Origin of the sequence: Cupriavidus metallidurans CH34 (genome assembly GCF_000196015.1) — a bacterium.
Taxonomy (GTDB): domain Bacteria; phylum Pseudomonadota; class Gammaproteobacteria; order Burkholderiales; family Burkholderiaceae; genus Cupriavidus; species Cupriavidus metallidurans.
On record NC_007973.1, the window covers coordinates 1,495,147 to 1,520,897 of the forward strand.

General features: G+C 65.2%; 22 protein-coding genes. 14 read left to right on the top strand and 8 right to left on the bottom strand.

The features are described from left to right. Positions 1-4 precede the first annotated feature (4 nt). The 3 genes from RMET_RS06985 to RMET_RS06995 form a co-directional block, all read right to left on the bottom strand. Complete coding sequence (locus RMET_RS06985; RefSeq protein WP_011516146.1) at positions 5-1,594, bottom strand: DUF3131 domain-containing protein; 1,590 nt, start codon at positions 1,592-1,594, stop codon at positions 5-7. Between the two features lie 116 nt (positions 1,595-1,710). Then, positions 1,711-2,145, bottom strand: coding sequence for a universal stress protein (locus RMET_RS06990; protein ID WP_008649117.1), 435 nt, complete (start codon positions 2,143-2,145; stop codon positions 1,711-1,713). Between the two features lie 157 nt (positions 2,146-2,302). Beyond that, entirely contained in the window at positions 2,303-3,262 is a 960-nt protein-coding gene (locus RMET_RS06995) for a LysR family transcriptional regulator (RefSeq protein WP_008649116.1), read from the bottom strand. 165 nt (positions 3,263-3,427) lie between these two features. On the opposite strand from RMET_RS06995, the gene RMET_RS07000 reads away from it, so the two are divergent. Further along, complete coding sequence (locus tag RMET_RS07000) at positions 3,428-4,141, top strand: haloacid dehalogenase type II (protein WP_011516148.1); 714 nt, start codon at positions 3,428-3,430, stop codon at positions 4,139-4,141. Positions 4,142-4,190: 49 nt separating this feature from the next. Beyond that, positions 4,191-5,774, top strand: coding sequence for a malate synthase A (aceB, locus tag RMET_RS07005; protein WP_011516149.1), 1,584 nt, complete (start codon positions 4,191-4,193; stop codon positions 5,772-5,774). Positions 5,775-5,886: 112 nt separating this feature from the next. Here aceB and RMET_RS07010 read toward each other — a convergent pair whose 3' ends face one another. Continuing rightward, complete coding sequence (locus tag RMET_RS07010; protein ID WP_008649113.1) at positions 5,887-6,297, bottom strand: VOC family protein; 411 nt, start codon at positions 6,295-6,297, stop codon at positions 5,887-5,889. 244 nt (positions 6,298-6,541) lie between these two features. Between RMET_RS07010 and RMET_RS07015 the strand changes: the two genes are divergently transcribed. Both RMET_RS07015 and RMET_RS07020 read left to right on the top strand, forming a co-directional pair. After that, the gene (locus RMET_RS07015; RefSeq protein WP_029308086.1) at positions 6,542-7,012 is read left to right on the top strand and encodes an SRPBCC family protein; all 471 of its coding nucleotides are present in this window, start codon (positions 6,542-6,544) and stop codon (positions 7,010-7,012) included. A 107-nt stretch (positions 7,013-7,119) separates the two neighbouring features. Then, on the top strand, positions 7,120-8,535 hold the full coding sequence (locus tag RMET_RS07020) for a DHA2 family efflux MFS transporter permease subunit (RefSeq protein WP_224446140.1): 1,416 nt from the start codon (positions 7,120-7,122) through the stop codon (positions 8,533-8,535). Here the strand turns inward: RMET_RS07020 and RMET_RS07025 are convergent, their stop codons facing one another. Beyond that, positions 8,536-8,805, bottom strand: a complete 270-nt coding sequence (locus RMET_RS07025) for an acyl-CoA-binding protein (protein ID WP_008649110.1) — start codon at positions 8,803-8,805, stop codon at positions 8,536-8,538. It lies immediately after the preceding gene. Between the two features lie 194 nt (positions 8,806-8,999). Between RMET_RS07025 and tsaB the strand changes: the two genes are divergently transcribed. The 4 genes from tsaB to RMET_RS07045 are packed head-to-tail and all read left to right on the top strand — an operon-like array spanning position 9,000 to position 12,364. Continuing rightward, positions 9,000-9,761 carry a tRNA (adenosine(37)-N6)-threonylcarbamoyltransferase complex dimerization subunit type 1 TsaB gene (gene tsaB, locus RMET_RS07030; RefSeq protein WP_029310170.1) on the top strand — a complete coding sequence of 254 codons (762 nt, stop codon included), beginning with the start codon at positions 9,000-9,002 and terminating at the stop codon, positions 9,759-9,761. Next, positions 9,758-10,324, top strand: coding sequence for a ribosomal protein S18-alanine N-acetyltransferase (rimI, locus tag RMET_RS07035; protein ID WP_011516153.1), 567 nt, complete (start codon positions 9,758-9,760; stop codon positions 10,322-10,324). Before tsaB ends, rimI begins: the two co-directional genes overlap by 4 nt. Next, complete coding sequence (locus RMET_RS07040) at positions 10,321-11,274, top strand: uracil-DNA glycosylase (RefSeq protein WP_011516154.1); 954 nt, start codon at positions 10,321-10,323, stop codon at positions 11,272-11,274. The genes rimI and RMET_RS07040 overlap by 4 nt, the downstream gene beginning before the upstream one ends. Beyond that, positions 11,255-12,364 carry a DUF1853 family protein gene (locus RMET_RS07045; RefSeq protein WP_011516155.1) on the top strand — a complete coding sequence of 370 codons (1,110 nt, stop codon included), beginning with the start codon at positions 11,255-11,257 and terminating at the stop codon, positions 12,362-12,364. Before RMET_RS07040 ends, RMET_RS07045 begins: the two co-directional genes overlap by 20 nt. 50 nt (positions 12,365-12,414) lie before the next feature. Here the strand turns inward: RMET_RS07045 and lplT are convergent, their stop codons facing one another. Next, entirely contained in the window at positions 12,415-13,734 is a 1,320-nt protein-coding gene (gene lplT, locus RMET_RS07050) for a lysophospholipid transporter LplT (protein WP_011516156.1), read from the bottom strand. 459 nt (positions 13,735-14,193) lie between these two features. Between lplT and alr the strand changes: the two genes are divergently transcribed. Then, positions 14,194-15,300: an alanine racemase gene (gene alr / locus RMET_RS07055; protein WP_011516157.1), complete on the top strand. Its 1,107-nt coding sequence runs from the start codon at positions 14,194-14,196 to the stop codon at positions 15,298-15,300. Next, a complete protein-coding gene (radA, locus tag RMET_RS07060; protein ID WP_011516158.1) occupies positions 15,301-16,668 on the top strand; it encodes a DNA repair protein RadA in 1,368 nt (455 codons plus the stop codon). A gap of 74 nt (positions 16,669-16,742) precedes the next feature. Here the strand turns inward: radA and RMET_RS07065 are convergent, their stop codons facing one another. Further along, complete coding sequence (locus RMET_RS07065) at positions 16,743-18,839, bottom strand: hypothetical protein (RefSeq protein WP_011516159.1); 2,097 nt, start codon at positions 18,837-18,839, stop codon at positions 16,743-16,745. A 302-nt stretch (positions 18,840-19,141) separates the two neighbouring features. Between RMET_RS07065 and RMET_RS07070 the strand changes: the two genes are divergently transcribed. Then, a complete protein-coding gene (locus RMET_RS07070; protein ID WP_008649101.1) occupies positions 19,142-19,627 on the top strand; it encodes a disulfide bond formation protein B in 486 nt (161 codons plus the stop codon). Between the two features lie 95 nt (positions 19,628-19,722). Here RMET_RS07070 and RMET_RS07075 read toward each other — a convergent pair whose 3' ends face one another. Continuing rightward, on the bottom strand, positions 19,723-21,645 hold the full coding sequence (locus RMET_RS07075; RefSeq protein ID WP_011516160.1) for an ATP-binding cassette domain-containing protein: 1,923 nt from the start codon (positions 21,643-21,645) through the stop codon (positions 19,723-19,725). A 289-nt stretch (positions 21,646-21,934) separates the two neighbouring features. Between RMET_RS07075 and RMET_RS07080 the strand changes: the two genes are divergently transcribed. From RMET_RS07080 to RMET_RS07090, 3 genes are read left to right on the top strand one after another with little or no spacing between them, the layout of a single operon-like run. Next, positions 21,935-22,837 (top strand): MurR/RpiR family transcriptional regulator, encoded by a 903-nt coding sequence (locus RMET_RS07080; protein ID WP_029310235.1) that lies wholly within the window; start codon positions 21,935-21,937, stop codon positions 22,835-22,837. Between the two features lie 25 nt (positions 22,838-22,862). Beyond that, positions 22,863-23,831 (top strand): isoaspartyl peptidase/L-asparaginase family protein, encoded by a 969-nt coding sequence (locus RMET_RS07085; protein ID WP_011516162.1) that lies wholly within the window; start codon positions 22,863-22,865, stop codon positions 23,829-23,831. A gap of 1 nt (position 23,832) precedes the next feature. Then, positions 23,833-25,725, top strand: coding sequence for a dipeptide ABC transporter ATP-binding protein (locus tag RMET_RS07090; protein WP_011516163.1), 1,893 nt, complete (start codon positions 23,833-23,835; stop codon positions 25,723-25,725). The last annotated feature ends 26 nt before the right edge of the window (positions 25,726-25,751 follow it).

Sequence of the window (25,751 nt, forward strand, 5' to 3'; positions counted from 1 at the left end):
CGGCTTACGTGTTCGCCGGGATGTAGAACTCTTCGAGTTCGAGCAGCGGCTGAAGCGCGTGGCCCCACTCCTTGTCCACATAGCCGCGCAGCTTGCCATCGGTCAGGAAGTTGGTCACGGCGCCGAGCGCCCACGCGTTGTTGTCATGCAGGATGCATTTGGCGACCGTGCCGCCTTGCACAGCGACGCTGTCCATCATGCCGTAGACCGGATGGTTCAGTGCCGGGAAGTTCTTGAGCAGCCGTTCCATGTTGGCCATGGTGGCCTCCGGTTGCTCCTCGATCAGCAGCAGCACGGAATAGATCGACACAACCGGCCCGGCGCGCGTGGATTCACGGTTCCCGTCTGGGCGGTAGCCGCCCACCGATAACGGCGGCGCGCCGAACTCCGTGTACCCGTTGGTGGACGGGATGGTGGCGGGCGAGAAGCCCCAGTAGCCATCGAATTTATCCTTGCCGTATTGGATGTGTGTCTTGGCCAAATTGGGGTGCGAACGGCCCCAGTTGTTGACGCCCCACTTGGCCTCGGAAATTACGACCGGCACCGCAAAGGTTTCGAATACGGAACCTCCGTTGGTCGGCATGAAGCGCAGTCCGCCGTACTGCCACGTGTCTTCATAGACGCGCACGCCTTCGTAGTTGCGGTATTTCGATTCGTCGATCTTTCCGGCAGCCCAGAGCGGTACCCGGTTGATGTGGAAGTACTGGCTGCGCGGCACCTGCCCGAGCGCGATGCCGGCGTAGGCCAGCAGCCGTGTTTCGCCCAGCAGCCCGTACGTGCCGCCCTGGTGCATCTGGGTCTTGGGGTTGTACGAAATGAAGTATCGCTGGTTGGCGGGGTTCACCATCGTGTCGAACCGCATCTGGCCGAGGATGGCCTGCGCTTGCCCGGCGAGCGGGGGGTACGCCTGTTTGGCCAAGGCAAGGCTGACGGCCAGCCACGCGTTCTCGATCGACCCGACATCGCCGTTCGGCTCGGCCGTGATGCTGTCCGTCGCGCCGAGCAGCAAGCCGCCGATAGCGCCCTTTTCCCTGGCTTTCTGCTGGAGTCTGGCGATGGTGGTCAGCAGGCGGGCGACGCGCTGCTCGGCCTCGTCGGCCGGAATGAAGCCGAGATCCCGTGCCGCCGTGAGGTTCTGGATGTGCTGGCCGATGTTGCCGGTGAAGATCCACGGATAGGCGGATGCCACGCCATGGGTGTTCAGGCATGCACGGTTGGAAGGCAGAGCACGGCCCTTCGGATCCAGCGTCTCGGAAGCCTTCCATAGCGCCAGCGCGTACTCGCGCGCCTGGACCTTGAGCGCAGCGTGAGGGGGCGCATGCTTGCCCGTGGACTCCGGGTCAGGTTCGCGAGCTGGCGGCTCTGGCACCGGGGCAGGCGTCGTCTCCGTATCGCCTTGCTTTGGGTCGGGCTGGGGAGCAGGTGCTGAATTGGGAGCATCCCCAGCGCCGGACGGGGCAGCGGGGGTGTCCGTCGTGACGGGGTCCGTGCCGCCGCCGCAGGCCATCAGCAGCGCGCTGATGCCGATGCAGAACGCCCGGCGCGCAAAGGAGAGTCCCCAGCTAAAGGAGAGTCCCGGGACATGGTGTGCCATGATCTAGCCAAGAATGCGTTGAATAACGCATTCTTGGCGGGATCGCGCACAATTAGAATCGTACTATGCCGATTTTTTGGCGCGTTATTGCTGCGAACTGAAACATCGAGGGTGTGTCATCGATAGACAATTACCGGGATGTCAGTGTGGGTCAGCACCTTCTGCGTTTCGCTGCCGAGTAGCAGGCCCGACAGGCCGCGCCGGCCGTGGGATGCCATGAAGATGACATCGCAGCCATGGCGTTCCGCCGCGTCGATGATGCCGAGATAGGGCACCGCAAAGGTGGTCATGTCGGCATCGAACGGCAGGCCATCCGCCACGGCGGCGTTCTCGATTTCCTTCAGGTAGAGCCTGGCCTGGTTCTCGATGCGTTCCTTGAACGCTTGCGGAGCCTCAACCACGATCTCGCTGAAGGGTGTGTACGGATATTCCTCGAGACAGACGTAGGCGGTCACGCGGGCGCCGATGGCCTTGGCCAGTTCAAGACCGCCGTCGATGGCTTTCTTGGACAGCTCCGAGCCGTCGGTGGGCAGCAGAATGTGCTTGAACATACCGGACCTCCTTTTGTGAGTAGATAGGGGACCAGGCCGTGCAGCGCCTGTCTGACTTGATTGTAGTCAGAGTGCGCTGTGCGCCATTGCGAAATATCAATGCGTGAGGGAAAGCACTAGACGCATCGTGACAGCGGCGCAGGCGGTAGCCATCGATCTAGGCAGGTGCGGTGATATCGACGCCGGCGTTTGTGCTGGGTTGCGCCATTTCGGCGCGGCGCCAGTAGGCGGGGTTGCCGTAGGTGTTCTTGAGGTGGTCGATAAACAGGCGGACGCGCAGCGGCAGGTGCTTGCGTTGCGGAAAGACTGCGTGGATGCCGATCGGCGGCGCCTGGAATTCGTCGAGCACGGTTACAAGTCGGCCGCTGGCGATTTCCTGGCCGACTTCCCACCATGAACGCCAGGCGAGTCCGTAGCCGCCGAGGCACCACTCGTGGAGCACGGCACCGTCGGTGCATTCCATGTTGCCGCCTACCTTGACGGTAGTGGCCCGGCCGTCCTGCTGGAAGACCCAGCCGCGCTGAACGTTGGCGCTGGCGCCGAAGGCCAGACAATTGTGACGTGCCAGTTCCTCGGGCTGTGTCGGCGTGCCGGCACGCGCCAGGTATTCGGGGGAGGCGACGACGACGCGGCGGTTTTCCGCCAGCCGGATGGAGACCAGGCTCGAATCGGGCAGGTCGCCAAGCCGGATCGCGCAGTCGAAGCCTTCGTTGACCAGATCGACAACGCGGTCGGATAAATCGAGCGTGAGCGTGACGTCAGGATGCGATTCGATGAACAGGGGTACCAGCGGTGCCACGTGCTTGCGGCCGAAGCCGGCCGGCGCGGTGATGCGCAGGTGGCCGCTGGCCTTGACGCCGCCGGCGGAGACGCTGGCTTCGGCATTGTGAAGGTCATTGAGGATGCGCTGGCAATCCTCCAGGAACGCCGAGCCTTCAAACGTCAGGGTGATCTTGCGTGTGGTGCGTACCAGCAACTTCACGCCGAGCCGTTCTTCGAGCGCATCGATGCGACGCCCGATGATCGCGGGCGCGACGCCCTCCGCGGCCGCGGCGGCAGATAGGCTGCCACGTGATGCGACCGATACAAAGGTCTCCAACTGCTTGAATTGAGCCACGGATGTTCGCCGGTTGATACATAAGTCGAGGTCAAGTTGGGCAAGATTAGTGGTGCAAAAGTAAAAGATCAAGTGACCAGCCTTGGCTTTGCCGCACTGCAACGTCTCACTACAATTCGATGCATTCAATCGTGTACAGGTCCATTCAGTCGATCCGGTCGTTAGATGAGCAAGATTCGCGCGGTAGTTTTCGATGCTTACGGCACGCTGTTCGACGTGTATTCGGTCACGGCGCGCGCGGAGCAACTGTTCCCCGGCAAGGGCGAGACGCTGGCCCTGCTGTGGCGCGAGCGGCAGATCGACTACTCGCGGCTGCGTTCGCTCGCCGCGCCAGACGGATCGCGCTACAAGCCGTTCTGGGACATCACGATCGATGCGCTGCGCTACGCGGCCGAACGGCTCGGACTGCCGCTCGACGAAGCGGCGGAAGCGCAACTGCTGAAGGAATACGCGTGCCTGTCGGCGTTTCCGGAGAACCTTGGCGCGCTCAAGCGGCTGCGCCGGGCGAATTTGCCGCTCGGCATCCTGTCCAATGGCAATCCGGAGATGCTCGACATCGCAGTGAAGAGCGCGGGGATGCACGGGCTGTTCGACCACGTGCTGTCGGTCGATCCGGTGCGCCAGTACAAGACTTCGCCGGCCGCGTACGCGCTGGGGCCGCAAGCGTTCAACCTGTCTGCTGGCGAGATCCTTTTTGTCTCGTCCAACTGCTGGGATGCCTGTGGCGCCACCTGGTTTGGCTACACCACTTTCTGGATCAATCGTGCCGGTCATCCGGCGGAGCGCCTCGACGTGGCGCCCACCGGTACCGGGCATGACATGAACGACCTGCTTGCTTTCGCTTCGCCACTGGTTACCGCCACTGGCGTTGCGCTCTGACGAGCCAGGCCAACCCTTAACACACCATCGCACCTACAGGAGATGACTGATGGCTATCACGCTGCCCGCGGGCATGAAGATTACCGGCGAGATTCTGCCGGCTTATGAAGACATCCTGACGCCGGAAGCCCTGGCCCTGGTCGACAAGCTGCACCGTGCCTTCGAGGCCCGCCGTCAGGAACTGCTGGCCGCGCGCGTGGCGCGCACCAAGCGCCTCGACGCCGGCGAACTGCCCGACTTCCTGCCGGAAACCAAGAGCATCCGCGAAGGCGACTGGAAGGTTGCGCCGGTGCCGAAGGCGCTGGAATGCCGCCGCGTGGAAATCACCGGTCCGGTCGAAGCCAAGATGGTGATCAACGCCTTCAACTCGGGCGCTGACAGCTACATGACCGACTTCGAGGACTCCAACACCCCGAACTGGCACAACCAGATGCAGGGTCAGGTGAACCTGAAGTCCGCCGTGCGCCGCACGCTGACGCTGGACAGCAACGGAAAGCACTACAAACTCAACGACAAGATCGCCACGCTGCAGGTGCGTCCGCGCGGCTGGCACCTAGACGAGAAGCACGTCACGATCGACGGCAAGCGCGTCTCGGGCGGCATCTTCGACTTCGCGCTGTTCCTGTTCCACAACGCCAAGGAGCAGATTGCCCGCGGCGCCGGCCCGTTCTTCTATCTGCCGAAGATGGAAAGCCATCTGGAAGCGCGTCTGTGGAACGACATCTTCGTGATGGCGCAGAAGGAAGTCGGTCTGCCGCAAGGCACGGTCAAGGCCACGGTGCTGATCGAGACGATCCTGGCCGCGTTCGAGATGGAAGAAATCCTGTACGAACTGCGCGAGCACAGCGCCGGCCTGAACGCTGGCCGTTGGGACTACATCTTCTCGTGCATCAAGAAGTTCAAGGTCGACAAGAACTTCTGCCTTGCCGACCGCGCCAAGGTGACGATGACCTCGCCGTTCATGCGCGCCTACGCGCTGCTGCTGCTGAAGACCTGCCACAAGCGCGGCGCGCCTGCGATCGGCGGCATGAGCGCGCTGATCCCGATCAAGAACGATCCGGAGAAGAACGCTATCGCCATGCAGGGCATCATCGGCGACAAGCGCCGTGACGCCACCGACGGCTACGACGGCGGCTGGGTGGCCCACCCGGGTCTGGTCGAGCCGGCAATGAAGGAATTCGTGGACGTGCTGGGCGACCGCCCGAACCAGTTCGACAAGCAACGTCCGGACGTCGAAGTGAAGGGTGCCGACCTGCTGAACTTCCAGCCGGAAGCGCCGATCACCGAAGCCGGCCTGCGCATGAACATCAACGTCGGCATCCACTACCTGGGCGCCTGGCTGGCTGGCAATGGCTGCGTGCCGATCCACAACCTGATGGAAGACGCCGCCACCGCCGAGATCTCGCGCTCCCAGGTGTGGCAGTGGATCCGCTCGCCGAAGGGCAAGCTGGAAGACGGCCGCAAGGTGACCGCCGAGATGGTGCGCGCGCTGATTCCGGAAGAACTGGCCAAGGTCCGCGAAGTGGTGGGCGCAGGCGCCACGTACGACCGTGCCGCGCAGATCTTCGAGCAGATGTCGACTTCGGAAGACTTTGCCGAATTCCTGACGCTGCCGCTGTACGAAGAAGTCTGAGTCCGGGCGTCAGCCTGAAAAAAATCCCACGGTGATGAGCCGTGGGATTTTTTTTGCCGCCGTGACTGGGTAAGAGCGTCGCGGTGGGGGCGTGTCCATGGCCAGCGCCCGCTCAGCGCTCCGCGTTGGCGCCGTAGCCATCGCCTTTCCACTCGATGAAGCAGAGTCCGTGTCCGAATGGGTCGGACAGCATGGCTTGCCGGCCCCAGTCGAAATCACGCGGCCAGTCTTCCAGTTCCGCTCCCGCGCCGAGCGCGCGCTCGATCGCCGGTTCCAGCGATTCGACCACGAAATCCAGATGCACCGGCGTCCAGTGGCGGGCGTAGTCGCGCCGGCTGTCGCTTCGCGTGGTGGCGAATGTGCCGGGCGGTTTTGCCAGCAGAAAGACCGGCGCGCAGGCGCCGTGCATTTCCGCCACCGTGCCGTCGAAGAGGGTGCGGGCGAGCCGCATCCCCAGTCCTGTTTCATAGAAGCCGATACCGCGTTCGAGGTCATCGACGTCGATGTTGATCAACAACTCCATGCCTGCCTCCTGAGCGCCTTCTGGGCGATGTTTCCGGTGCCGGGGTCATGTCGGCGGCCGCTCCTGACGGCTCCTGACTCCATGCCGGTACCGGGCGAGCATTGTGCGCCCGGGCTCCTGACAAAAGCTGTCAGGAGTGATGCACGAATGCCCACCCGCGATCGACCCGATCCGGGTCAAAAGCCACCGACGTTGGCACGCGAGAGGCCTCATAATACGGACATTCACGATTGGGAGAATCAAGTTGCGTTTCGAGCACCTGGTGGAGATCAATGACCCGGCCAACCCCACGCTGGAGCCGCTGACCGCGGACCAACTCTGGCAGGGACTGGTGTTGCGCGCGGAGTCGCCAGAGTTGTTCATGCTCGGGCTGGACCGGGCAGAGATCGTGGAAAGGGGTGACGGCTGGATCGAGCGCGTGCTGCATTTCGGTCAGGCCAACATACGCGACCGGGTCGTATTCGAGCCGCGCCGCGCCGTGCGGTACGAATCGGCAGCCACGGCCGAGCATGCGGGCGGCACGCTGACCATGATCATCGAGACCCCGGGGCCGGGCGCGTTGCTGGCGCGTTTCATCTACGAGACCACGATGCCGAACGTCGACGCTAGTGGCGATGACCGTTATGCCGAGATCGTCAAATCCGCCTACCACGAGGCCGACCTCGACACCGTGCGCAAGATCCGGGAGATCGCCGCGACGGGGCAGCTCGGGTGAAGCGCGAATCCACCGCGCCGGCAGGTACTGGCAGCGGGGAATCCGGAGGCGGCAACCACGGCGGTGGCGGCGGAGGGCCGCGCCGCGGTGGGCCCACGCGCGCGCAACTGCGCGCCCGCTATGGCGATCGCCTGCGCTGGCTGATCCTGTTGACGCTGATGCTTGGCACGGTGTCCTCCATCGTGTCATCGACCATTGTCAATGTCGCCATTCCGGACCTGAGCCGGCATTTCCTGCTCGGCCAGGAGCGCGCCCAATGGGTGGCGGCCAGCTTCATGATCGCCATGACGCTGTCGATGCTGCTCACCCCCTGGCTGCTGAACCGATATGGCCTGCGCAGGACCTTCATTGGTGCGCTGGCGCTGCTTGGTGCGGGTGGCCTGATAGGTGGTGTCGCGCCCACCTTCGGCGTGATGCTGGCGATGCGTGTGGCCGAAGGCGTCGCGGCGGGCATCATGCAGCCGCTGCCCAATATTTTCATCCTGCGCGTGTTTGACGAACGTGAGCAGGGCAAGGCCCTGTCGCTGTTCGGCTTCGGCGTGGTGCTGGCGCCGGCCGTCGGGCCCAGCGTGGGCGGCTTTCTCGTCGAGACATTCGGCTGGCGCTCGATTTTCTTCGTGGTGGTGCCGCTGACGCTGATCGCCCTGGCGATGGCGCGCCGCTTCATGGCGGTGGACTCCGCGATGATGGGTGAGCGCAAGCCGCTGGACTGGCGCGGCCTGATGCTGGTCGGCGTGGCTACTGTCAGCCTGCTCAACGGGCTGGTGGAGATGCGCGGCGACGTGCATTCCGGGATTGGACTGGTCGCCCTGGGCGTGGTCATGCTCGCTGGATTCGTGTTCTGGCAACTGCGCGCGCCGTATCCGCTGATGAACATGCGGCTGTACAGCTACCAGCAGTTCTCGGCCGGCGCCATTGTGGCGTTCATTTACGGGGCGGGGCTGTTCGGCTCCACGTACCTGCTGCCGGTCTATATGCAGATGGCGCTGTCCTATACGCCGTCGGCCGCGGGCATCGTGCTGATGCCGGCTGGCGTTGCGCTGGCGGTGACGATTGCCGTTGCCGGGCGCCTGACCAGCCGGGTCCCGCCGCACCGGCAGGTGTCGTTCGGGCTGGCACTGCTTGCGGGGTCGTTCCTGCTCATGGCCACCGGGTCGACGGCTACGCCATACCTGCTGCTGGTCTTATATGCGGTGATCGGCCGGATCGGCCTGGGCTGCGTCCTGCCCTCGCTGACAATGGGCTCGATGCGCGGGGTGGATTTCTCCATGATCGCGCAGGGCTCGAGCTGCATCAACTTCGTGCGGCAACTGGGCGGGGCGATCGGCGTGAGTCTGGCTGGTGTGGGGCTGCAATGGCGCCTTGCCGAACACGGTGCCGTGCTCGGCAAGGGCGGTGACGTGGCGGCCCAAGCCGCGCGCATCCAGGCTTTCGATGAGACTTTCCTGGCCGTTGGCGTGGTGATTGCCACGGCCATCCTGGCCGCCTGGCGCATCCGCCCGCGGCCAGTGCCGGCTGATTGATCAGCTGGCCTTGCCTTCGAGCAGGTCGGTCACGAGTTCAATGTACTTCTGCATCGCTTCCTCGCGGCCGGTGCCTTTGAGGGCTTCCCAGGCCTCGAACTTGTAGCGGCCCACGAAGTCGGTCATGCCCGGCTTGTCGCCGTGGGCATCGCCTTCAGCGCCTTGCTTGTACAACGCGTACAGACGCAGCAGCGTCATGTTGTTGGGACGCTCGCTCAGCGTCTTGACGTCAATCTGGGCCTGGTCGAAACGGGTCTGCAGGTCGCTCATGAATATCTCCGGTAAGGCGGTGGATCAGTACAGTCTGCGATGATAAGCGGCGACGTCGGCTGTTTCCGCGCAAAAAAACCGAGGAACCGCTCGGTTGCTCCGGTTGGCGCATGGCCGAAGCGATGCCGTTCGCAAGGCTGCCACCGGGCGTCGGCGCCTTACAGCTTTGGCCCGGCAACGGATACAATCGCGCCATGTCCTGGATTCTTGCTGTCGAAACCTCCACTGAGTGGTGTTCCGTCGCACTCGGACGCGCCGGAGCAGACGGTGCTATCGAGTGTTTCTCCCGTCATGAGCATACCGGCGCGCGGTCGTCGTCGCGCGTGCTGCCGGCCGTGGGCGAAGTGCTGGCCGAGGCCGGTATCCGCCTGGCCGATTGCGCCGCTATTGCCTTTGGCGCTGGCCCCGGTTCGTTCACGGGCCTGCGCACGGCCTGCGGTGTCACGCAAGGCCTGGCGTTTGGCGCCGGGCTGCCGGTCATTCCCGTCAATGTCTTGATGGCCTGCGCGGAAAGTGCGCGTGCGGGCACGCCGTTGTTGCCCGCCGGCACGGCGGTGCTGGTCGCGCTGGATGCGCGCATGGACGAAGCCTATGCCGCCGTGTTCCGCTGGGAAGATGCTGCCAACGAATGGCGCATGGACGGCGACATGCAGGTTGTCGCGCCGGAGGCCGTGGCGCGGCCCGACGGCGATTTCTGGATTGCGGGCAACGCGGCGCAGGTGTTCGGCGAGCGGCTGGTCGTTGCGGCCCAGGCAGGGCGCGTGATGCCGGAGGCCATGCCTGACGCGCGTGCCATGGTAACGATCGGCCTGCGTGCGCTGGCGCGCGGCGAGATCATCGACGCCGCGGATGCCATGCCGTACTACGTACGCGACAAGGTCGCCCAGACCATCGCCGAGCGCGAGGCGGTTGCCGCCGCCAAGGCCGCCGCGGCAAAAGTTGGAGATGCAGCGTGAGTGTCGCTATCGCGCCGGTTCCCGATCAGCCCATCTGGCCGGCGACCCCGACCATGCCTGCGCTGCCCGCGGGCTGGGCGCTGGATCGGATGAGCGCGCTGGACGTGGAGGCGGTGGCTGAAATCGAACAACGGGCCTTCAGCCATCCCTGGACACGCGGTAACTTCGAGAATTCGCTCAAGGCCGGTCATCTCGGGCTGACCTTGCGCGATCCGTCGGCGGCGCTGATTGGCTACGTCATGTTGATGCCGGTGGTCGACGAGATGCATCTGCTCAACATCACCATCGATCCGGTGTTCCAGCGGCATGGCTATGGCCGGTTGCTGCTGGGCATCGCGCTGGCTACCACGCACCCTCACCAGCTTCATACCATGCTGCTAGAGGTTCGCCCGTCGAATACCGGTGCGCTGGCGCTGTACCTGGATGCCGGGTTCGTGGAAATCGGCCGCCGCAAGGGCTATTACCCGGCCACGGCGCTCGGGCGCGAGGACGCGCTGGTGCTGCGGCGCGACTGGTCGGCGGACCCGTCGGCGGCATTGTCGACCGAGGAAGGTACGGTATGAACCGTCGGGCCATGTTCCTCGAAGTGCTTGGCATCCCGGCCGAATGGGTGCCCCGCAGGGCGCCGGAAACAACTGAACTTGCTCAGGCCGAAGTCGCCGAAATAGCTGAAGAGGTCGCCGGTGCCGCGCGCCCGTCGGCGGAGCCCGCGCAGGTTGCGGTGTCTTCGGCCGTTGCGCCGGGATTGGCGGACTTCGCCGAAGTTGCCGAAGTCACTGACATTGGCAAACCTGCCGCGGCACCGGATACCTTGCACGCCGTCAACGAGGCGGAGGTCGCGGAAACGATCGAAGCCTTCGATGCCCCTGGCCCAGCCCATGCCGTGGAAGTGCCGGTGCCTATCGCACTGGCGCCGGTGCAGGATGGCCGGGAAGCGTTGATTGCCACGATGGACTGGCCGGTGCTGGCCGACAGCGTTGCCGGATGCACGGCCTGTGGCTTGTGCTCGACGCGCACGAACACCGTGTTTGGTGTCGGTGATCAGCAGGCCGAATGGATGCTTGTTGGCGAGGCGCCTGGCGAAAACGAGGACCTGCAAGGCGAGCCGTTCGTCGGCCAGGCTGGCAAGCTGCTCGACAACATGCTGGGGGCCCTGGGCCTGGCGCGTGGCCGCAACGTCTATATCGCCAACGTACTCAAATGCCGTCCGCCCGGCAACCGCAATCCCGAGCCAGGCGAAGTGGCGCAATGCGAACCGTATCTGAAGCGCCAGATTGCGCTGATCAAGCCGAAGGTGATTGTGGTTCTGGGCCGCTTCGCGGCGCAGTCGCTGCTGCGTTCCACCACGCCGATCGGCAAGCTGCGCGGCGCGGTGCATAGCTATGAGGGCATCCCGGTGGTGGTGACTTATCACCCGGCCTATCTGCTGCGCACGCTGACCGACAAGGCACGCGCCTGGGAAGATCTTTGCCTGGCCCGCGAGGTACACGATCGTGCGGGACCTCAAGCCTGATCTCGCGCAGGGCATCGCCCCGGGCGGGCCGGCACTGACCGGCGCCGACGGGCAGATGCCGCTTTGGCGGCGCGCGCCCTCGCAGCGTACCCGCGATCTGGCGTGGAGTTCCTTGTCGCCGCCGCTGCTTTCCCGGCTGCCGGATGGGGCCGATGTTGTGCGCGTGGCGCAATGGCCAGCCGGTGTGCGCGCCGCATGGCAGGACTGGCTGGCCCAGGCCGATCCGTCCTCGCTCCCCGAGACCATCACCGAACTGAGCCACCACGCCGATGCCAACGACGGTCGCAGCCTCCGGCTGGGCCGCCATGCCGAACGGTTGCTGCACTTCGCCTTGGACCATGCGCCGGGCATCGAACTGCTGGCGGCCAATGTGCCTATCCGCCGCGCCAATGGGCATGGCGTGCAGACGCTCGGCGAACTCGACGTCGTCTGGCGCGATCCCGCCGTCATGGAAACCGTGCATTGGGAAATGGCGGCCAAGTTCTATTTGATGGTCGATGGCATCGAGGACCGGTGGCTCGACCTTCGCGCGTTTGTCGGGCCGAATCTCGTAGATCGGCTGGGCGACAAGCTCGACCATATCGTGCGCCGGCAATTGCCGCTGGGCCGCACCGCAGAGGCGAAGGCCGCGCTCGGTCACGCGATCGACCGGAGCGAGGTCTATCTGCTGGGCTGGCTATTCTATCGGGACGGGGTGACGCCGCCGGGGCTGGATGTGTTGGGTATCGCCCCCGATCACCAGCGCGGCTGGTGGTCCACGCTGGATGCCTGGATGGGCCGTGCGTCGGAGCGGGCAGGTCAGGGGAGTGGCGCGGCGCGCTGGTGTCGTCTGCAGCGTGCAGACTGGCTGTCTGGCGCGCGCGTGCCGGAGGCCGAAACCGAATCAGCCGAAGTGCTTCATGCGGTGCTGACGGAACGATTTACCGACGCGCATCCAGACCACGGCTGGCGGCGCGATGCGCCTGTCATGGTTTGTGAACTGGAGCCCGCCGGGACCGATCAGCCCGGCATTTGGGTGGAGCGTTCGCGCGGCTTCGTCGTGCCGCCCGGCTGGGAAGCGCGCGCCATTGAACGGGCGCGCAGGGATTGACCGGCGCGGGGTGATGGTCCCCGCCAGCAGGGCCGCGGGCCCCGCCTGGGTCAGTGGTGCTTGTCCTCGCCGATCATCGCCAGCGAGTTGTAGATCTTCACATTGTGCTTGTGCAGGCGCATGACCAGCAGCATGGTCGCGCAGATGAACAGGCCCAGCGCCACGATCACGAACCCGATCGGCACATTCAGTTTGATCAGCAGCGCGTACAGGCACAGCATCAGCAGCACCGACACATTCTCGTTGAAGTTCTGTACCGCGATCGAGTGACCCGCCGAGAGCAGCACGTGGCCGCGGTGCTGCAGCAGCGCGTTCATCGGCACCACGAAATAGCCGGACATCGCGCCGACGATCATCAGGAACACGTAGGCGATGGCCATGTACAGCGGCATGTGCAGGCCGAACAGGTCCAGCGTCACATCCGGAATGGTGTCCTTGGTATAGAACGCCATGATCATCACCGTCACGCCCATGGCCACGCCAAACGGCAGCACGGACAGCGACTTGCGCAGCGGAATCCTTGCCGCCGCCATGATCGCGCCCACGGCCACGCCCACGGCCACTACGGCTTGCAGCAGCGCGCCCTGCGACAGGTTCAGGCCGAGTGACTTTTCCGCCCATTTGAGCACGATGAACTGCAGCGTGGCGCCCACGCCCCAGAACAGGGTGGTGACCGCCAGCGAGATCTGGCCGAGCTTGTCGCGCCAGAGCGCGATAAAGCAGTCGCCGAACTCCGCGATCAGCTTGACCGGGTTCTTTTCCTGCTGGGGATAGCGGGCGCCGGTGTCCGGAATGAACAGGTTGAAGATCGACGCGATCACGTAGAAGAACATGATCACCACCATCGCCGCTTCGGCCGGCGTATTGATGCCGGTGTCGACGTACGGCATGTCGAAGTGCAGCAGAATGGTGGAGACGTGAACCGAGATCAGCGCCCCGCCCACTACGGTGCCCAGGATGATCGAGCCGACGGTGAGGCCTTCGATCCACCCGTTCGCCATGACCAGTTTCTCGGGGGGCAGCAGTTCGGTCAGGATGCCGTACTTGGCCGGCGAATAGGCCGCTGCACCGAACCCGACGATCCCGTAGGCCAGCAGCGGGTGCAGCCCGAACATCATGATGGCGCAGCCGACTATCTTGATCGTGTTGGTGATCGCCATGACCTTGCCCTTGGGCATCGAGTCCGCGAAGGCGCCCACGAAGGCAGCCAGCACCACATAGGACAGCACGAAGAACAGCTTGAGCAGCGGAGTCATCCACTGCGGGGAATGTAATTCGGTGAGAAGGGCAATGGCAGCAATGAGCAGCGCATTGTCGGCCAGCGACGAAAAAAACTGCGCGGCCATGATCGTGTAGAAACCCTTCTTCATACCTTCGACTTTGTCTCCATCGCGGAAGCTCGCCTGGGCGGGCAAATGCGCGCCAGCAGGCAGCGCCGCGGCTTGCAGGGAACCTGTCGCTCCAGCTTTGTCAAAGTGGGGCGGTTGCGCAACATTCGCGTGCTTTGCCGCCTGCCTGACCGTCATTGACATATTGCTTCTCTTTTAAAACATTGCCGGAGCGTCCGGCTTTATATCACGAAACCGCGACATTTCAGCACACAGGCAAACGCGCATTGGACAGCATGTCGCCGCTTGGATTCCCGGAATTTTCGTCCGATTGTGTTCAAATATCGACTGCGCGATGCGAGAGCCGCAGGCCGGCGTTTCTGCCGGCCATCCACCACCGCCCGGTGTCCCCATCAACGCACGAATCCCGCAGGTTGCTGACCGGGTCTTCCCTGAAATGGTGCAAGACCGATCCGGCAGCCGGCCCAAGTTGTCTATTCCATGCCAAGACCCATTCAAGCCGTCATCCACCAGCCCGCGCTGGCCAACAATCTTGAGGTGGTGCGTCGCCAAGCACCCGCATCCCGCATCTGGGCGGTGGTCAAGGCCAACGCCTACGGCCACGGCATCCGCCGAGTCTTTGCCGGCCTCAAGGCCGCCGACGGGTTTGGCCTGCTCGATCTCTCGGAAGCCGTGCTGTTGCGCGACCTTGGGTGGCAGGGCCCGATCCTGCTGCTCGAAGGCATCTTCCAGGCGCAGGATGTACCGCTGCTCGAGCAATACCGCCTGACCACCGCCGTGCACTGCGAGGAGCAGTTGCGGATGCTTGAGCTGGCCCGCCCCAAGGGGCCGCTGGCGATCCAGCTCAAGCTGAATACCGGCATGAACCGCCTGGGCTTCCGTCCGGCGCAGTACCGCGCCGCCTGGGAACGGGCCCGGACCATGTCCTGCATCGGCAGCATTGTCCACATGACGCACTTTTCCGATGCCGACAGCAAGCGCGGCATTGCGCATCAGGTGGAAGCCTTCGAAGCCGCCACGGCCAACCTGCCGGGGGAGGTCAGCATGGCCAACTCGGCAGCCGTGCTCTGGCATCCGCAGGCGCATCGCAACTGGGTGCGTCCCGGCATCATCCTTTACGGCGGATCGCCCACCGGGGTGTCGTCCGATATCGCAGAGACCGGCCTGCAACCGGCGATGTCTCTCCATAGCGAGCTGATCGGCATACAGGATCTGCAACCGGGCGATACGGTCGGCTATGGTTCCATGTTTACTGCCGACCGCGCGATGCGGGTCGGGGTGGTGGCGTGCGGCTACGCCGACGGCTACCCACGCCACGCGGTGGGCTGGGGCGAGCGCCGCGCGCCGGTGCTGGTCGACGGCGTGCGCACGCAATTGGTGGGGCGGGTGTCGATGGACATGATCTGCGTCGACCTGACCCCCTGCCCGAAGGCAAAGGTAGGCACGCCGGTCACGCTCTGGGGCCATGGTCTGCCAATCGACGACGTGGCCGCCGCCAGCGGCACGGTTGGCTATGAACTGATGTGCGCGCTGGCGCCGCGCGTGCCGACTTCCGTTGCCACGTTGACCACCGCCGACGCCGTATAAATGGCCAAGACCAAGACGGTATACACATGCACCGAGTGCGGCGGCACCACGCCGCGCTGGGCGGGCCAGTGCCCACAGTGCAACGCCTGGAACACGCTGGTGGAAACGGTGGCGGATTCGGGTTCGTCCGCGGCACGCCGCTTCCAGCCGCTGGCGACGTCCGCTGTGGTGCGCAAGCTGTCGGAAATCGAGGCGGCCGATGTGCCACGCTTCTCGACCGGCATCGACGAATTCGACCGCGTGCTTGGCGGCGGCCTGGTGTCGGGTGGGGTGGTGCTGATCGGCGGGGACCCCGGCATCGGTAAATCGACCCTGCTGCTGCAGACGCTGGCCAACCTGTCGGCCAGCCGGCGCGTGCTCTATGTGAGCGGCGAGGAATCCGCCGCCCAGATCGCGCTGCGCGCCCATCGCCTGGGCGTGGAGGCCGCCACGCTGGGCCTGCTGCCCGAGATTCAGTTGGAGAAGATCCAGGCCACGCTCGAGGCCGACAAGCCCGAGGTGGCCGTGATCGACTCGATCCAGACGGTTTACTCGGAGGCGCTGACGTCCGCGCCGGGCTCCGTGGCACAGGTACGCGAATGCGCGGCGCAACTGACGCGGATCGCCAAGAGTACCGGCATCACGATCATCCTGGTCGGCCACGTAACCAAGGAAGGCAGCCTGGCCGGCCCGCGCGTGCTCGAACACATCGTGGACACGGTGCTGTACTTCGAGGGGGACACCCATTCCTCGCACCGCTTGATCCGGGCGTTCAAGAACCGCTTCGGCGCGGTCAACGAACTCGGTGTCTTCGCGATGACCGAGCGCGGCCTGCGCGGCATCAGCAATCCGTCTGCGCTGTTCCTCTCCCAGCATGAGGAGCAGGTGGCCGGTTCCTGCGTGCTGGTGACCCAGGAGGGCACGCGGCCATTGCTGGTCGAAGTGCAGGCGCTGGTCGACACCGCCAACGTGCCGAATCCGCGCCGGCTGGCCGTGGGCCTCGAACAGAACCGGCTGGCGATGCTGCTGGCCGTACTGCATCGTCACGCGGGCATCGCGTGTTTCGACCAGGACGTCTTCCTGAACGCGGTGGGCGGGGTCAAGATCACCGAGCCGGCCGCCGACCTGGCCGTGCTGCTGTCGATTCATTCGTCGATGCGCAACAAGCCGCTGCCTCGCGGTCTGGTGGTGTTCGGCGAAGTGGGCCTGGCGGGAGAAATCCGCCCGAGCCCGCGCGGACAGGAGCGGCTCAAGGAAGCCGCCAAGCTTGGTTTCACGATGGCGGTGATCCCGAAGGCCAATGCGCCCAAGCAGCGGATCGACGGCCTGGAGGTCATCGCGGTGGACCGGCTGGAACAGGCCATCGACCGGGTCAGGCATCTGGACTGACGTGGAAAGAAAAAAAGCCCCGCCGAAGCGGGGCTTTTTCATTGGCGCCTTCTCTCGCAGCCTGTGCTGCCGGATCAGCGGTAGGTACCCACCACCCGCACGAACTTCTGGGTATCGTCGCCCGTGGTCGAGCGGATTTCGACGGTGCGCTGGTCTCCGGCCGAAGCGAAGGCCGGGAACGTAGCGCCGTTGCAGCTAACGAACGCGCTGGAGCCCTGCTTGGCGGTGCTGACCGTGACGGAGCGCTGCAGGTACGACGGCACGTTGGTCTGGATGAACGTGCGATCGCCTGCTGCGGGCGCGGGCGCAACTGCGGCGGCGAACTGGCGGCCGAAGGCGAGGGCGCGGTCCACGGGCTCGGCGTTCTGTGTCCAGTTCACATCGACCGTGGTCTGGGCGCCGGTCTTGCCGCCGCCCGTCGTCACGAAATCGAGACTGCCTTCCGCGATCTCGTTCCAGGTCTGGCGCGCGATGACAGACGGCATCAGCACGCCGCCCGACGACGTCACGGTGAACGAGTCGTCTGGCGTGGCCGGCAGAGCGGTCTTGTAGGACAGATCGTTGTTCAGATACCAGACGTCGAACGTGTAGCTGGCGAAGGTCGGGATCGCGGTGATGTCGTTGTCGGACAGCGGCGCCGACGCATAGGTGTTGGCGCCCGAACTCAGCGACGACCAGGTCAGCGCGTCTCCAGCTTTCAGCGGCGTCGCGGCCAGCACCACGGTGCTGCTGGACTGCCCTGAACTGCTGATGACCGCGTTGGGCGCCACGGGGTCGTTGGCGGCATACGTCAGCGAGCCGTTCAGGTTCTGGATCACGAGGTTGGCGCTTGAGCCGCATACGCGCGAACGGGCCAGCACGACACCCGCACTGGGCAGGCCGGGGCCCGTGACGCGTACGAGCTGCGCCTTGATGCCGAGGCCGGTCTGCGGATTCAGCAACACGCGCAGACTGGTTTCATACCGCGAAGCAATGCCTGCACCCGTATTGCGCTCGATCACCTTGCTGATGCGGCGCGTGACGGCAGCTTCGTACTGGCGCTGGTTGCCGGTCATCGTCCACGTGCCGGCGCGGTTGGTCACGCGGCGGGTGAACTGCGACGTGCTGCCGTCGGCACGCACGAACGGGAAGCGCACGAATGCCGTGGCCTCGCCGCTATCGGCCTTACCGTTGAACAACACGATCGGGGCCCGGAAGACGGCGCCGTTCATGTCGGTCGACGAGAACAGGGCAGAGAAATCGACGGCCGCCGAATAGCTGTTGTTCAGATAGTCGCTGGCGAATGCCGGTGCGCACGCCGTGAGCAGCGCGGTGGCGCTGGCACGTGCGGACGGGGCGGCGGCGAAGCAGGCTTGCAGGTTCGCGCGGATCGCTTCGAAGGTGCGGGCATTGGTGGAGGCCGTCGGCGTCGGCAGTGCGGCGGGCGGCTTGGTCAATGCGTTGGCGTCGAGCACGGCTTCCGGAATGGAACCGCCCGTGAGTTGCGCCCCCCGGGATGCCAGCTTGACGCCGTTGGCGGTCAGGGTCACGTGGACAAGGTCGATGACCGCGTCGGCGCCCTGGCCCTCGGTGGTGAGCGGGGTGGAAATCGGGTCGAAGCTTCCGGCGTTCATTCCGGCGCTGGTAGCGACATTGGCCAGCACGGCACGCAGGGCGGCCGTGGCTTGCTGCACGCCGGCGCTGCTGACCTTGCTGTTGAGCGCGCTGGCGCCGGTCAGGTCGGCCGGATTGCCGCCGGCCAACAATGCCGCAAGCGCGGTAGTCAATGGCGTCACGTTGGCCGTGACCGTGGAGCCGCTCGCGGGTTTGGTCGGCAGCACGGACACATAGGTCACGGTCTCGCCACCGGCCGTGCCGGTTGCCTGCAGGGCGAACGGCGCGCGGAAGCCGGATACGTCGAAGCTGTACCGTCCGTTAGCGTCGGCGACGCGGATGCCGACGGTCTTGCCATCGGCATCGAACATGGTGACCTGCGCGCCGCCCATGAATGCACCGGATGCCGCAGTGCCTTGCACCGTTGCGGCTGGCTGGCTGCCGCCGCCATTGCTGCCACCGTTGCTGCCGCTATCGCCGCCACCACCACATGCCGCCATCACCGCAACCGTCATGACGCCGAGCACGGGCGTCCAGATGCGCGAACCACGCCCGCGCAACGTCTCTTGAATCCCCATTTGATTTCCCTGAGTGCCGGATGGCGAGTCCGGCTGTCTTATTGGATTTCTTGCGTTCGCCGATCCGAGAGCATATGCAGGCGGCAATGATGCTGTTCCCCACTTTGGTGGGGTGTGGCGAGTGCGACACAAAGGCCGGCTGCGGCTTGACGGAGGACCATGCGCGGGCACCGGGTCAACGCCGAATCGGGTCGATGCGGCAATCCGCCACAGTTTCCGGCGAGGCCGGTTGCCGGGGCGCAACGAAGACATCGATGAAAATGGGTAATAATCGCGTCGAAGAAAATTCGCACCCGATGCCCATGCAAGCCAATTCCCGAACCTATTTCCTACTGATCGCCATCGTTTCCTTTGCGATGGTCGGTGCCGCGCTGTATATGCAGTACGCGGAGAACCTGCAACCGTGCCCGCTCTGCATCATGCAGCGCTTCGCGTTCATCGGTATCGGTATCTTTTCGTTGCTGGCGGTCATCGCGCAGAACACGCGCACGCTCTGGCAGGGCCTGGGGATGCTTTCCGGCGTGGGCGGCATTGCCGTGGCGGGCTACCAGGTGGCGTTGCTGATGAACCCGAAGGCGTCCTGCGGCATCGACCCGCTGGAGAACTGGGTCAACTCGCTGCCCACGGCCAAGCTGCTGCCGCAGGTGTTCTATTCGGATGGTCTGTGCACGGCACCCACGCCGCCCATCCTGGGCCTTTCGATCCCGGCGTGGTCGCTGATCTGGCTGCTGATTCTGACGCTGACGCTTGCCGTCGGGCTGATTCGCCGCGAGAAGCACTTCCGCTGAGCGGCGTGGTTCTTGGCCCTCTTGTCCCTCGTGCCCGAGCTTGTCCCCTCCCGCGTGTGGTAGAGGGGCACAAGCTTCAGGTCGATTGAGATGCCTCAGGCGATCTGCTCGATCTGCTCCTGCAGTTCGAGCCAGCGTTCCTCCAGTTGCTCGAGTTCGCCGGTGACTTCGCCCTGGCGCTTGAGCATGTCCTTCAGCTTCGTCTTGTTGGCGTCGTCGTAACTCGACGCGTCGGCCATGAACGTGTCGATCGTGGTCTTGTCGGCTTGTAGCACCGACATCCGCTTTTCCACCTTTTCCAGTTCCTTCGTCAGCGGCTTGCGCAGTACCGACAGGCGCTGGCGCTCGTCGGCTTCTGCGCGGCGCTGGTCCTTCCGGTTGACCACGGGCGCGGCTTCGGCGGCGTGCGCGGCCGTGGCCGCGTTGCGCTTGGCGGCCGCCTGTTGCAGCAGCCAGTCGCGGTAGTCGTCCAGATCGCCATCGAACGGGCGGATCGTGCCCTCGGCCACGAGCATGAACTGGTCCGAGGTGGCGCGCAGCAGATGTCGGTCGTGCGAGACCAGGATCAGCGTGCCTTCGAACTGGGCCAGCGCCATCGTCAGCGCTTCGCGGGTGTCGAGGTCCAGGTGGTTGGTCGGTTCATCTAGCAGCAGCAGGTTCGGCTTTTGCCAGACGATCAGGGACAGCGCCAGCCGGGCCTTCTCGCCGCCCGAGAACGGTTCGATCGGTGACGTCGCCATGTCACCGCGGAAATTGAAGCTGCCCAGGAAGTCGCGCAGTTCCTGCTCTCGCACATCCGGCGCCAGCCGCGCCAGATGCTGGAGCGGCGAATCGTGGTCGCGCAGCGTTTCCAGCTGGTGCTGGGCGAAGTAGCCGATCACGAGTCCCTTGCCGAGCCGGACGGTGCCGTTCAGCGGCGCCTGCGTGCCGGCCAGCGTCTTCACCAGCGTCGACTTGCCCTGGCCGTTCGCGCCCAGCAGGCCGATGCGCTGGCCGTTCTGGATCGACAGTGCAAGGTTGTGCAGGATCGTGACGGGCGGGTCGGCCTCGGCATAGCCGCAGTCCACACCTTCCAGCACCATCATCGGGTTCGGCGCCGAATCGGGCTCACGGAATTCGAAAGCGAAGCCCGCTGCCACGTGCACCGGCGCCAGCCGCTCCATCTTTTCCAGCGCCTTCACCCGGCTTTGCGCCTGGCGTGCCTTGGTGGCCTTGGCCTTGAAGCGGTTGATGAACGACTCCAGGTGCGCGATTTCCTTCTGCTGGCGCGCGTAGGCCGACTGCTGCTGCGCCATCTGCTGCAGCCGCATCGTTTCGAACTGCGTGTAGTTGCCGCCGTAACGCTTCAGTTGCTGGTTCTCGATATGCACCGTGACGTTGCAGATCGCGTCGAGGAATTCGCGATCGTGCGAGATCATCACCAGCGTGCCTGGGTAGCGCGCAAGCCAGTCTTCGAGCCAAACGATGGCGTCGAGGTCCAGGTGGTTGGTCGGTTCGTCAAGCAGCAGCAGGTCCGACGGACACATCAGCGCCTGCGCCAGGTTCAAGCGCATCCGCCAGCCGCCCGAGAACGATGCCACGGGCTGCGACACCTGCGGCAGCGTGAAGCCCAGGCCCAGCAACAGCGCCTCGGCGCGCGCGGCGGCGGTGTAGCCGTCGGCGTCGGCATAGGCTGCATGGGCTTCGCCTTCGGCCGAGCCATCGCCGCTGGCTTGGGCGGCGGCTATCCGAGCCTCGATCTCGCGCAGGCGGGTATCGCCATCGACCACATAGTCCACGGCGGAGCGGGCTACCGCGGGCGTCTCCTGCGCCACATGCGCAATGCGCCACTGGGCGGGCAGGAAGACGTCGCCGCCGTCGGCGTGCAACTCGCCGCGCAGCATGGAGAACAGTGTGGACTTGCCACTGCCGTTGGCGCCGACAAGGCCGACGCGCTCGCCCGGATTGAGCGTCACGCTGGTGTGGTCGAACAGCACTTTGGTGCCGCGCTGGAGGACAAGCTGGTCGATTCGGATCACGGAGGAGACGGGAGGCTAAAGCTGGAAACGGTTTTTCGGCAGGCCGGCATTGTATCGCGCCGGCATCCAAAGACTGTCGCCGCTGGCTATGTTCGGCCGCTTGTTCTGAGGGATTACCCCTAATCGGCCACTTTTCACTCTCCTGGTACAGCAATTGCGTGTAAATTTATTTACATAGATGGTTGCACCGGGAAAGTGCTTTTTCATCAAAGCGCGATGCCGGTCCTGGTGCGCCAATCATTGTTTCGCGCTGATTCGCGCGGTTTTGAATGGATCCTGTAGTCCCGAGATGCCAGACGGCCTGCTAATTTCCGAGCGTATTGCACGCGCCTTGCCAACGTTGACGCCCGCGCACCAGCGCATGGCGCAGTACGTGCTGGAGAACCCGTTCCGTGCCGCCACGATGCGGATCGACGAGTTCGCCACGGCCGTGGACGTATCGGTGGCCACGGCCAACCGCTTTGCGCGCGCGCTGGGATTCGAAGGCTATCCGCAGTTCCGCACCGAACTCGTACGCGGCTTCGAGGCCACGCTGGCCCCGGTGGAGCGATTGCGCGACGAACTGGCGCGGCCCACCACGGCGGCGGAGGTGTTCGCGGCCTCGCTCGAGGACGGCATCCGTAACCTGGAAGCCACGCGTCGCGCGCTGGACCCCGAAGCCTGCGAGCGTGCGGTGTCGGCGATCCTGGAGGCGGAGCGTGTCTACGTGATGGGTTTTGGCGCCAGCGGATTCCTGGCCGGGCTGCTGCAGCACGGTCTGGAGATGCATTGCCGCATGGTCACGTCGGTGTCCAATTCGGGTGGCGCATCCCATGCGGGACGGCAACTGTTCAAGTTGCAACCGCAGGATCTGGTCATCGCCATCGCGTTTCCACGCTACGTGACTGACACGATCATGCTGGCCCAGCGCGTCAAGGAGCACGGCGGCCGATTGATGGCGCTTACCGATGGCCCGGCATCGCCGCTGGCACCGCTGGCTGACTACACGCTTTACGCCAATACCGGATACCGGTTCTCCGCCAATTCCGATGCCACGGTTCTGGCGCTGATCGAGGCGCTGTGCGGCGCCGTGGCGCACCGGTCCGCGCGGTCGGTCAAGGCGGCCGCCGAAATGACCGAATTCCTGCTGCCCTGGCTCCACGGCGCGCCCGACGCGCGTGGTGGCCGGATTGCCCCGAAATCTCCCGACTGATCCCCGACCGAAGTAGAAGGACCCCATGCCTCAAGCTGTTATCGCCATCCACGGTGGCGCGGGCACGATCACCCGTGCCGCGATGAATGCAGAGCGCGAACGCGAGTACGCCGCCGCGCTCGAGCAGGTACTGCTCGCTGGCCAGCGCGTGCTGGCCGACGGCGGCAGCGCGCTCGACGCGGTCACCGAAGCGGTGCGCCTGCTCGAAGACAGTCCGCTGTTCAACGCCGGCCGGGGTGCCGTGCTGACCCATGCAGGCACTTTCGAACTCGACGCGGCAATCATGGATGGCCAGACGCTGGGCGCCGGCGCCGTGGCCTGCGTCAAGCGCTTGCGCAACCCCGTGCTGGCCGCGCGTGCCGTGCTGGAACGCAGCGAGCATGTGCTGTTTGCCGCCGAGGGCGCCGAGGCGTTTGCCGAAGCCCAGGGGCTGGAACTGGTCGGGCCCGAGTACTACTTCACGCAGGCCCGCCACGATCAATGGGTGCGTGCGCAAGCCAGTACCGGCATGGCGCTGCTCGACCATGACGCGGCTGCACTGGCCGCCAGGGCGGGGGCTGCCGATCCGATCGATCCCGACAACAAGTTCGGCACGGTTGGCGCGGTGGCCTGCGATGCCGCTGGCAACCTCGCCGCGGCCACGTCGACCGGCGGCGTGACCAACAAGCAGGTGGGCCGCGTGGGCGATACCCCGATCGTTGGGGCCGGCTGCTACGCGGACGATGTCGCGGCAGTCTCGGCCACGGGCACGGGCGAGATGTTCATCCGCACCGTGGCCGCGTTCGACGTCTCGGCGCAAATGCGCTACGCCGGGCTGTCGCTCGAGGAATCGGCGCGCCGCGTGGTGATGGAAAAGCTTCCCGCGATTGGCGGCCGTGGCGGCCTGATCGCGGTGGACCGTGCCGGCAACGTCACGCTACCGTTCAACACGGAAGGCATGTACCGAGGCGTGGCACGCGTTGGCGAGCCGGCCACTGTCTGGATCTACGGCTGATATGGCAAAGACCGTTTCGAAACAAGGCATCGTGCTGCCGCCCGAGCGCGTGGTGGCCGTCGACAACCTCACCGTGCGCTTCGCCACCTCGGAGCGTACCGTCGAGGCCGTGCGCAACCTGTCGTTCCATGTCGACCGTGGCGAAACGCTGGCCGTGGTTGGCGAGTCGGGCTCGGGCAAGTCGGTGACGTCGCTGGCGTTGATGCGCCTGGTGGAGCACGGTGGCGGCAAGATCGCCAATGGCGCCATGGCGCTGCGCCGGCGCAATGGCGAGGTGCTCGATCTGGCCAATGCCGGCGAATCGACGTTGCGCAAGGTGCGCGGCGCGGACGTGGCGATGATCTTCCAGGAGCCGATGACCTCACTGAATCCGGTGTTTCCGGTTGGTGAGCAGATCGCGGAGTCGATTCGCCTGCACCAGGGCAAGAACAAGGCCGCGGCCCTTGCCGAGGCGCTGCGTATGCTGGAACTGGTGCGCATTCCGGAAGCACGGCGCGTGCTCGACCGCTTCCCGCATCAACTCTCAGGCGGCATGCGGCAGCGCGTGATGATCGCGATGGCGCTGTCCTGCAAGCCGGGTTTGCTGATCGCGGACGAGCCGACCACCGCGCTCGACGTGACGATCCAGGCGGAGATCCTGCAGCTTATCCGCAATCTCCAGGCAGAGATGAACATGGGCGTGGTTTTCATCACGCACGACATGGGCGTGGTGGCCGAGGTGGCCGATCGTGTGCTGGTGATGTACCGCGGCGAAAAGGTGGAAGAGGGCACGTCCGACCAGGTGTTCCACGCGCCCGCCCACCCGTACACGCGCGCGCTGCTGTCGGCCGTGCCGAAGCTCGGGGCGATGGCCGGCACCGATCTGCCGGCCCGCTTCCCGCTGGTGCAGATGAGCGACACCGACAAGGTGGTCGAGGAAGCGCCGCAGGACACCATTCCGGCAGGCGCCGAGCCGATCCTGCGCGTACGCGACCTGGTGACGCGCTTCGATGTGCCAGGCGGCCTGTTTGGCAAGGTCACGCGCCGCGTTCACGCGGTGGAGCAGGTCAGCTTCGATCTCTACCCGGGCGAGACGCTGGCGCTGGTTGGCGAGTCGGGCTGCGGCAAATCGACCACGGGACGTTCGCTGTTGCGGCTGGTCGATTCGCAGAGCGGCACGATCGAGTTCGCAGGCCAGAACATCAGCCAGATGCGGGGACCGGCGCTTCAGGCGCTACGCCGCAATATCCAGTTCATCTTCCAGGACCCGTTTGCGTCGCTGGACCCGCGCGTGCCGGTTGGCTACTCGATCATGGAGCCGCTGCTGGTGCACAAGGTGGCCAGCGGCAAGGAAGCCGAGGCGCGTGTCGCCTGGCTGCTCGAAAAGGTGGGCCTGACAGCCGCGCACGCATCGCGCTATCCGCACGAGTTCTCGGGCGGCCAGCGCCAGCGGATCTGCATCGCGCGCGCCCTGGCGCTGAACCCGAAGGTGGTCGTCGCCGACGAATCGGTGTCGGCGCTCGACGTGTCGATCCAGGCGCAGATCGTCAACCTGATGCTCGGCCTGCAGCGCGAGCTGGGCGTGGCCTTCCTGTTCATCTCGCACGACATGGCCGTGGTGGAGCGCGTAAGCCACCGCGTGGCCGTGATGTATCTGGGCCAGATCGTCGAGATCGGTCCGCGTCGCGCTATCTTCGAGAACCCGCAGCACCCGTACACGAAGAAGCTGATGTCGGCGGTGCCAATTGCCGATCCGGCCCGACGCCACATGAAGCGCGAGCCGCTGTCCGACGAGATTCCCAGCCCGATCCGCGCGGTCGGCGACGAGCCAGTGGTCCAGCCGCTGGTTGCCGTGGCCGGCAGTGGCGCGCACGGACATTACGTAGCCCGGCACGCCGTCGGCGGCGCCTACTGAAGTTCGTTTTCCTCAAGGAGAAGTGA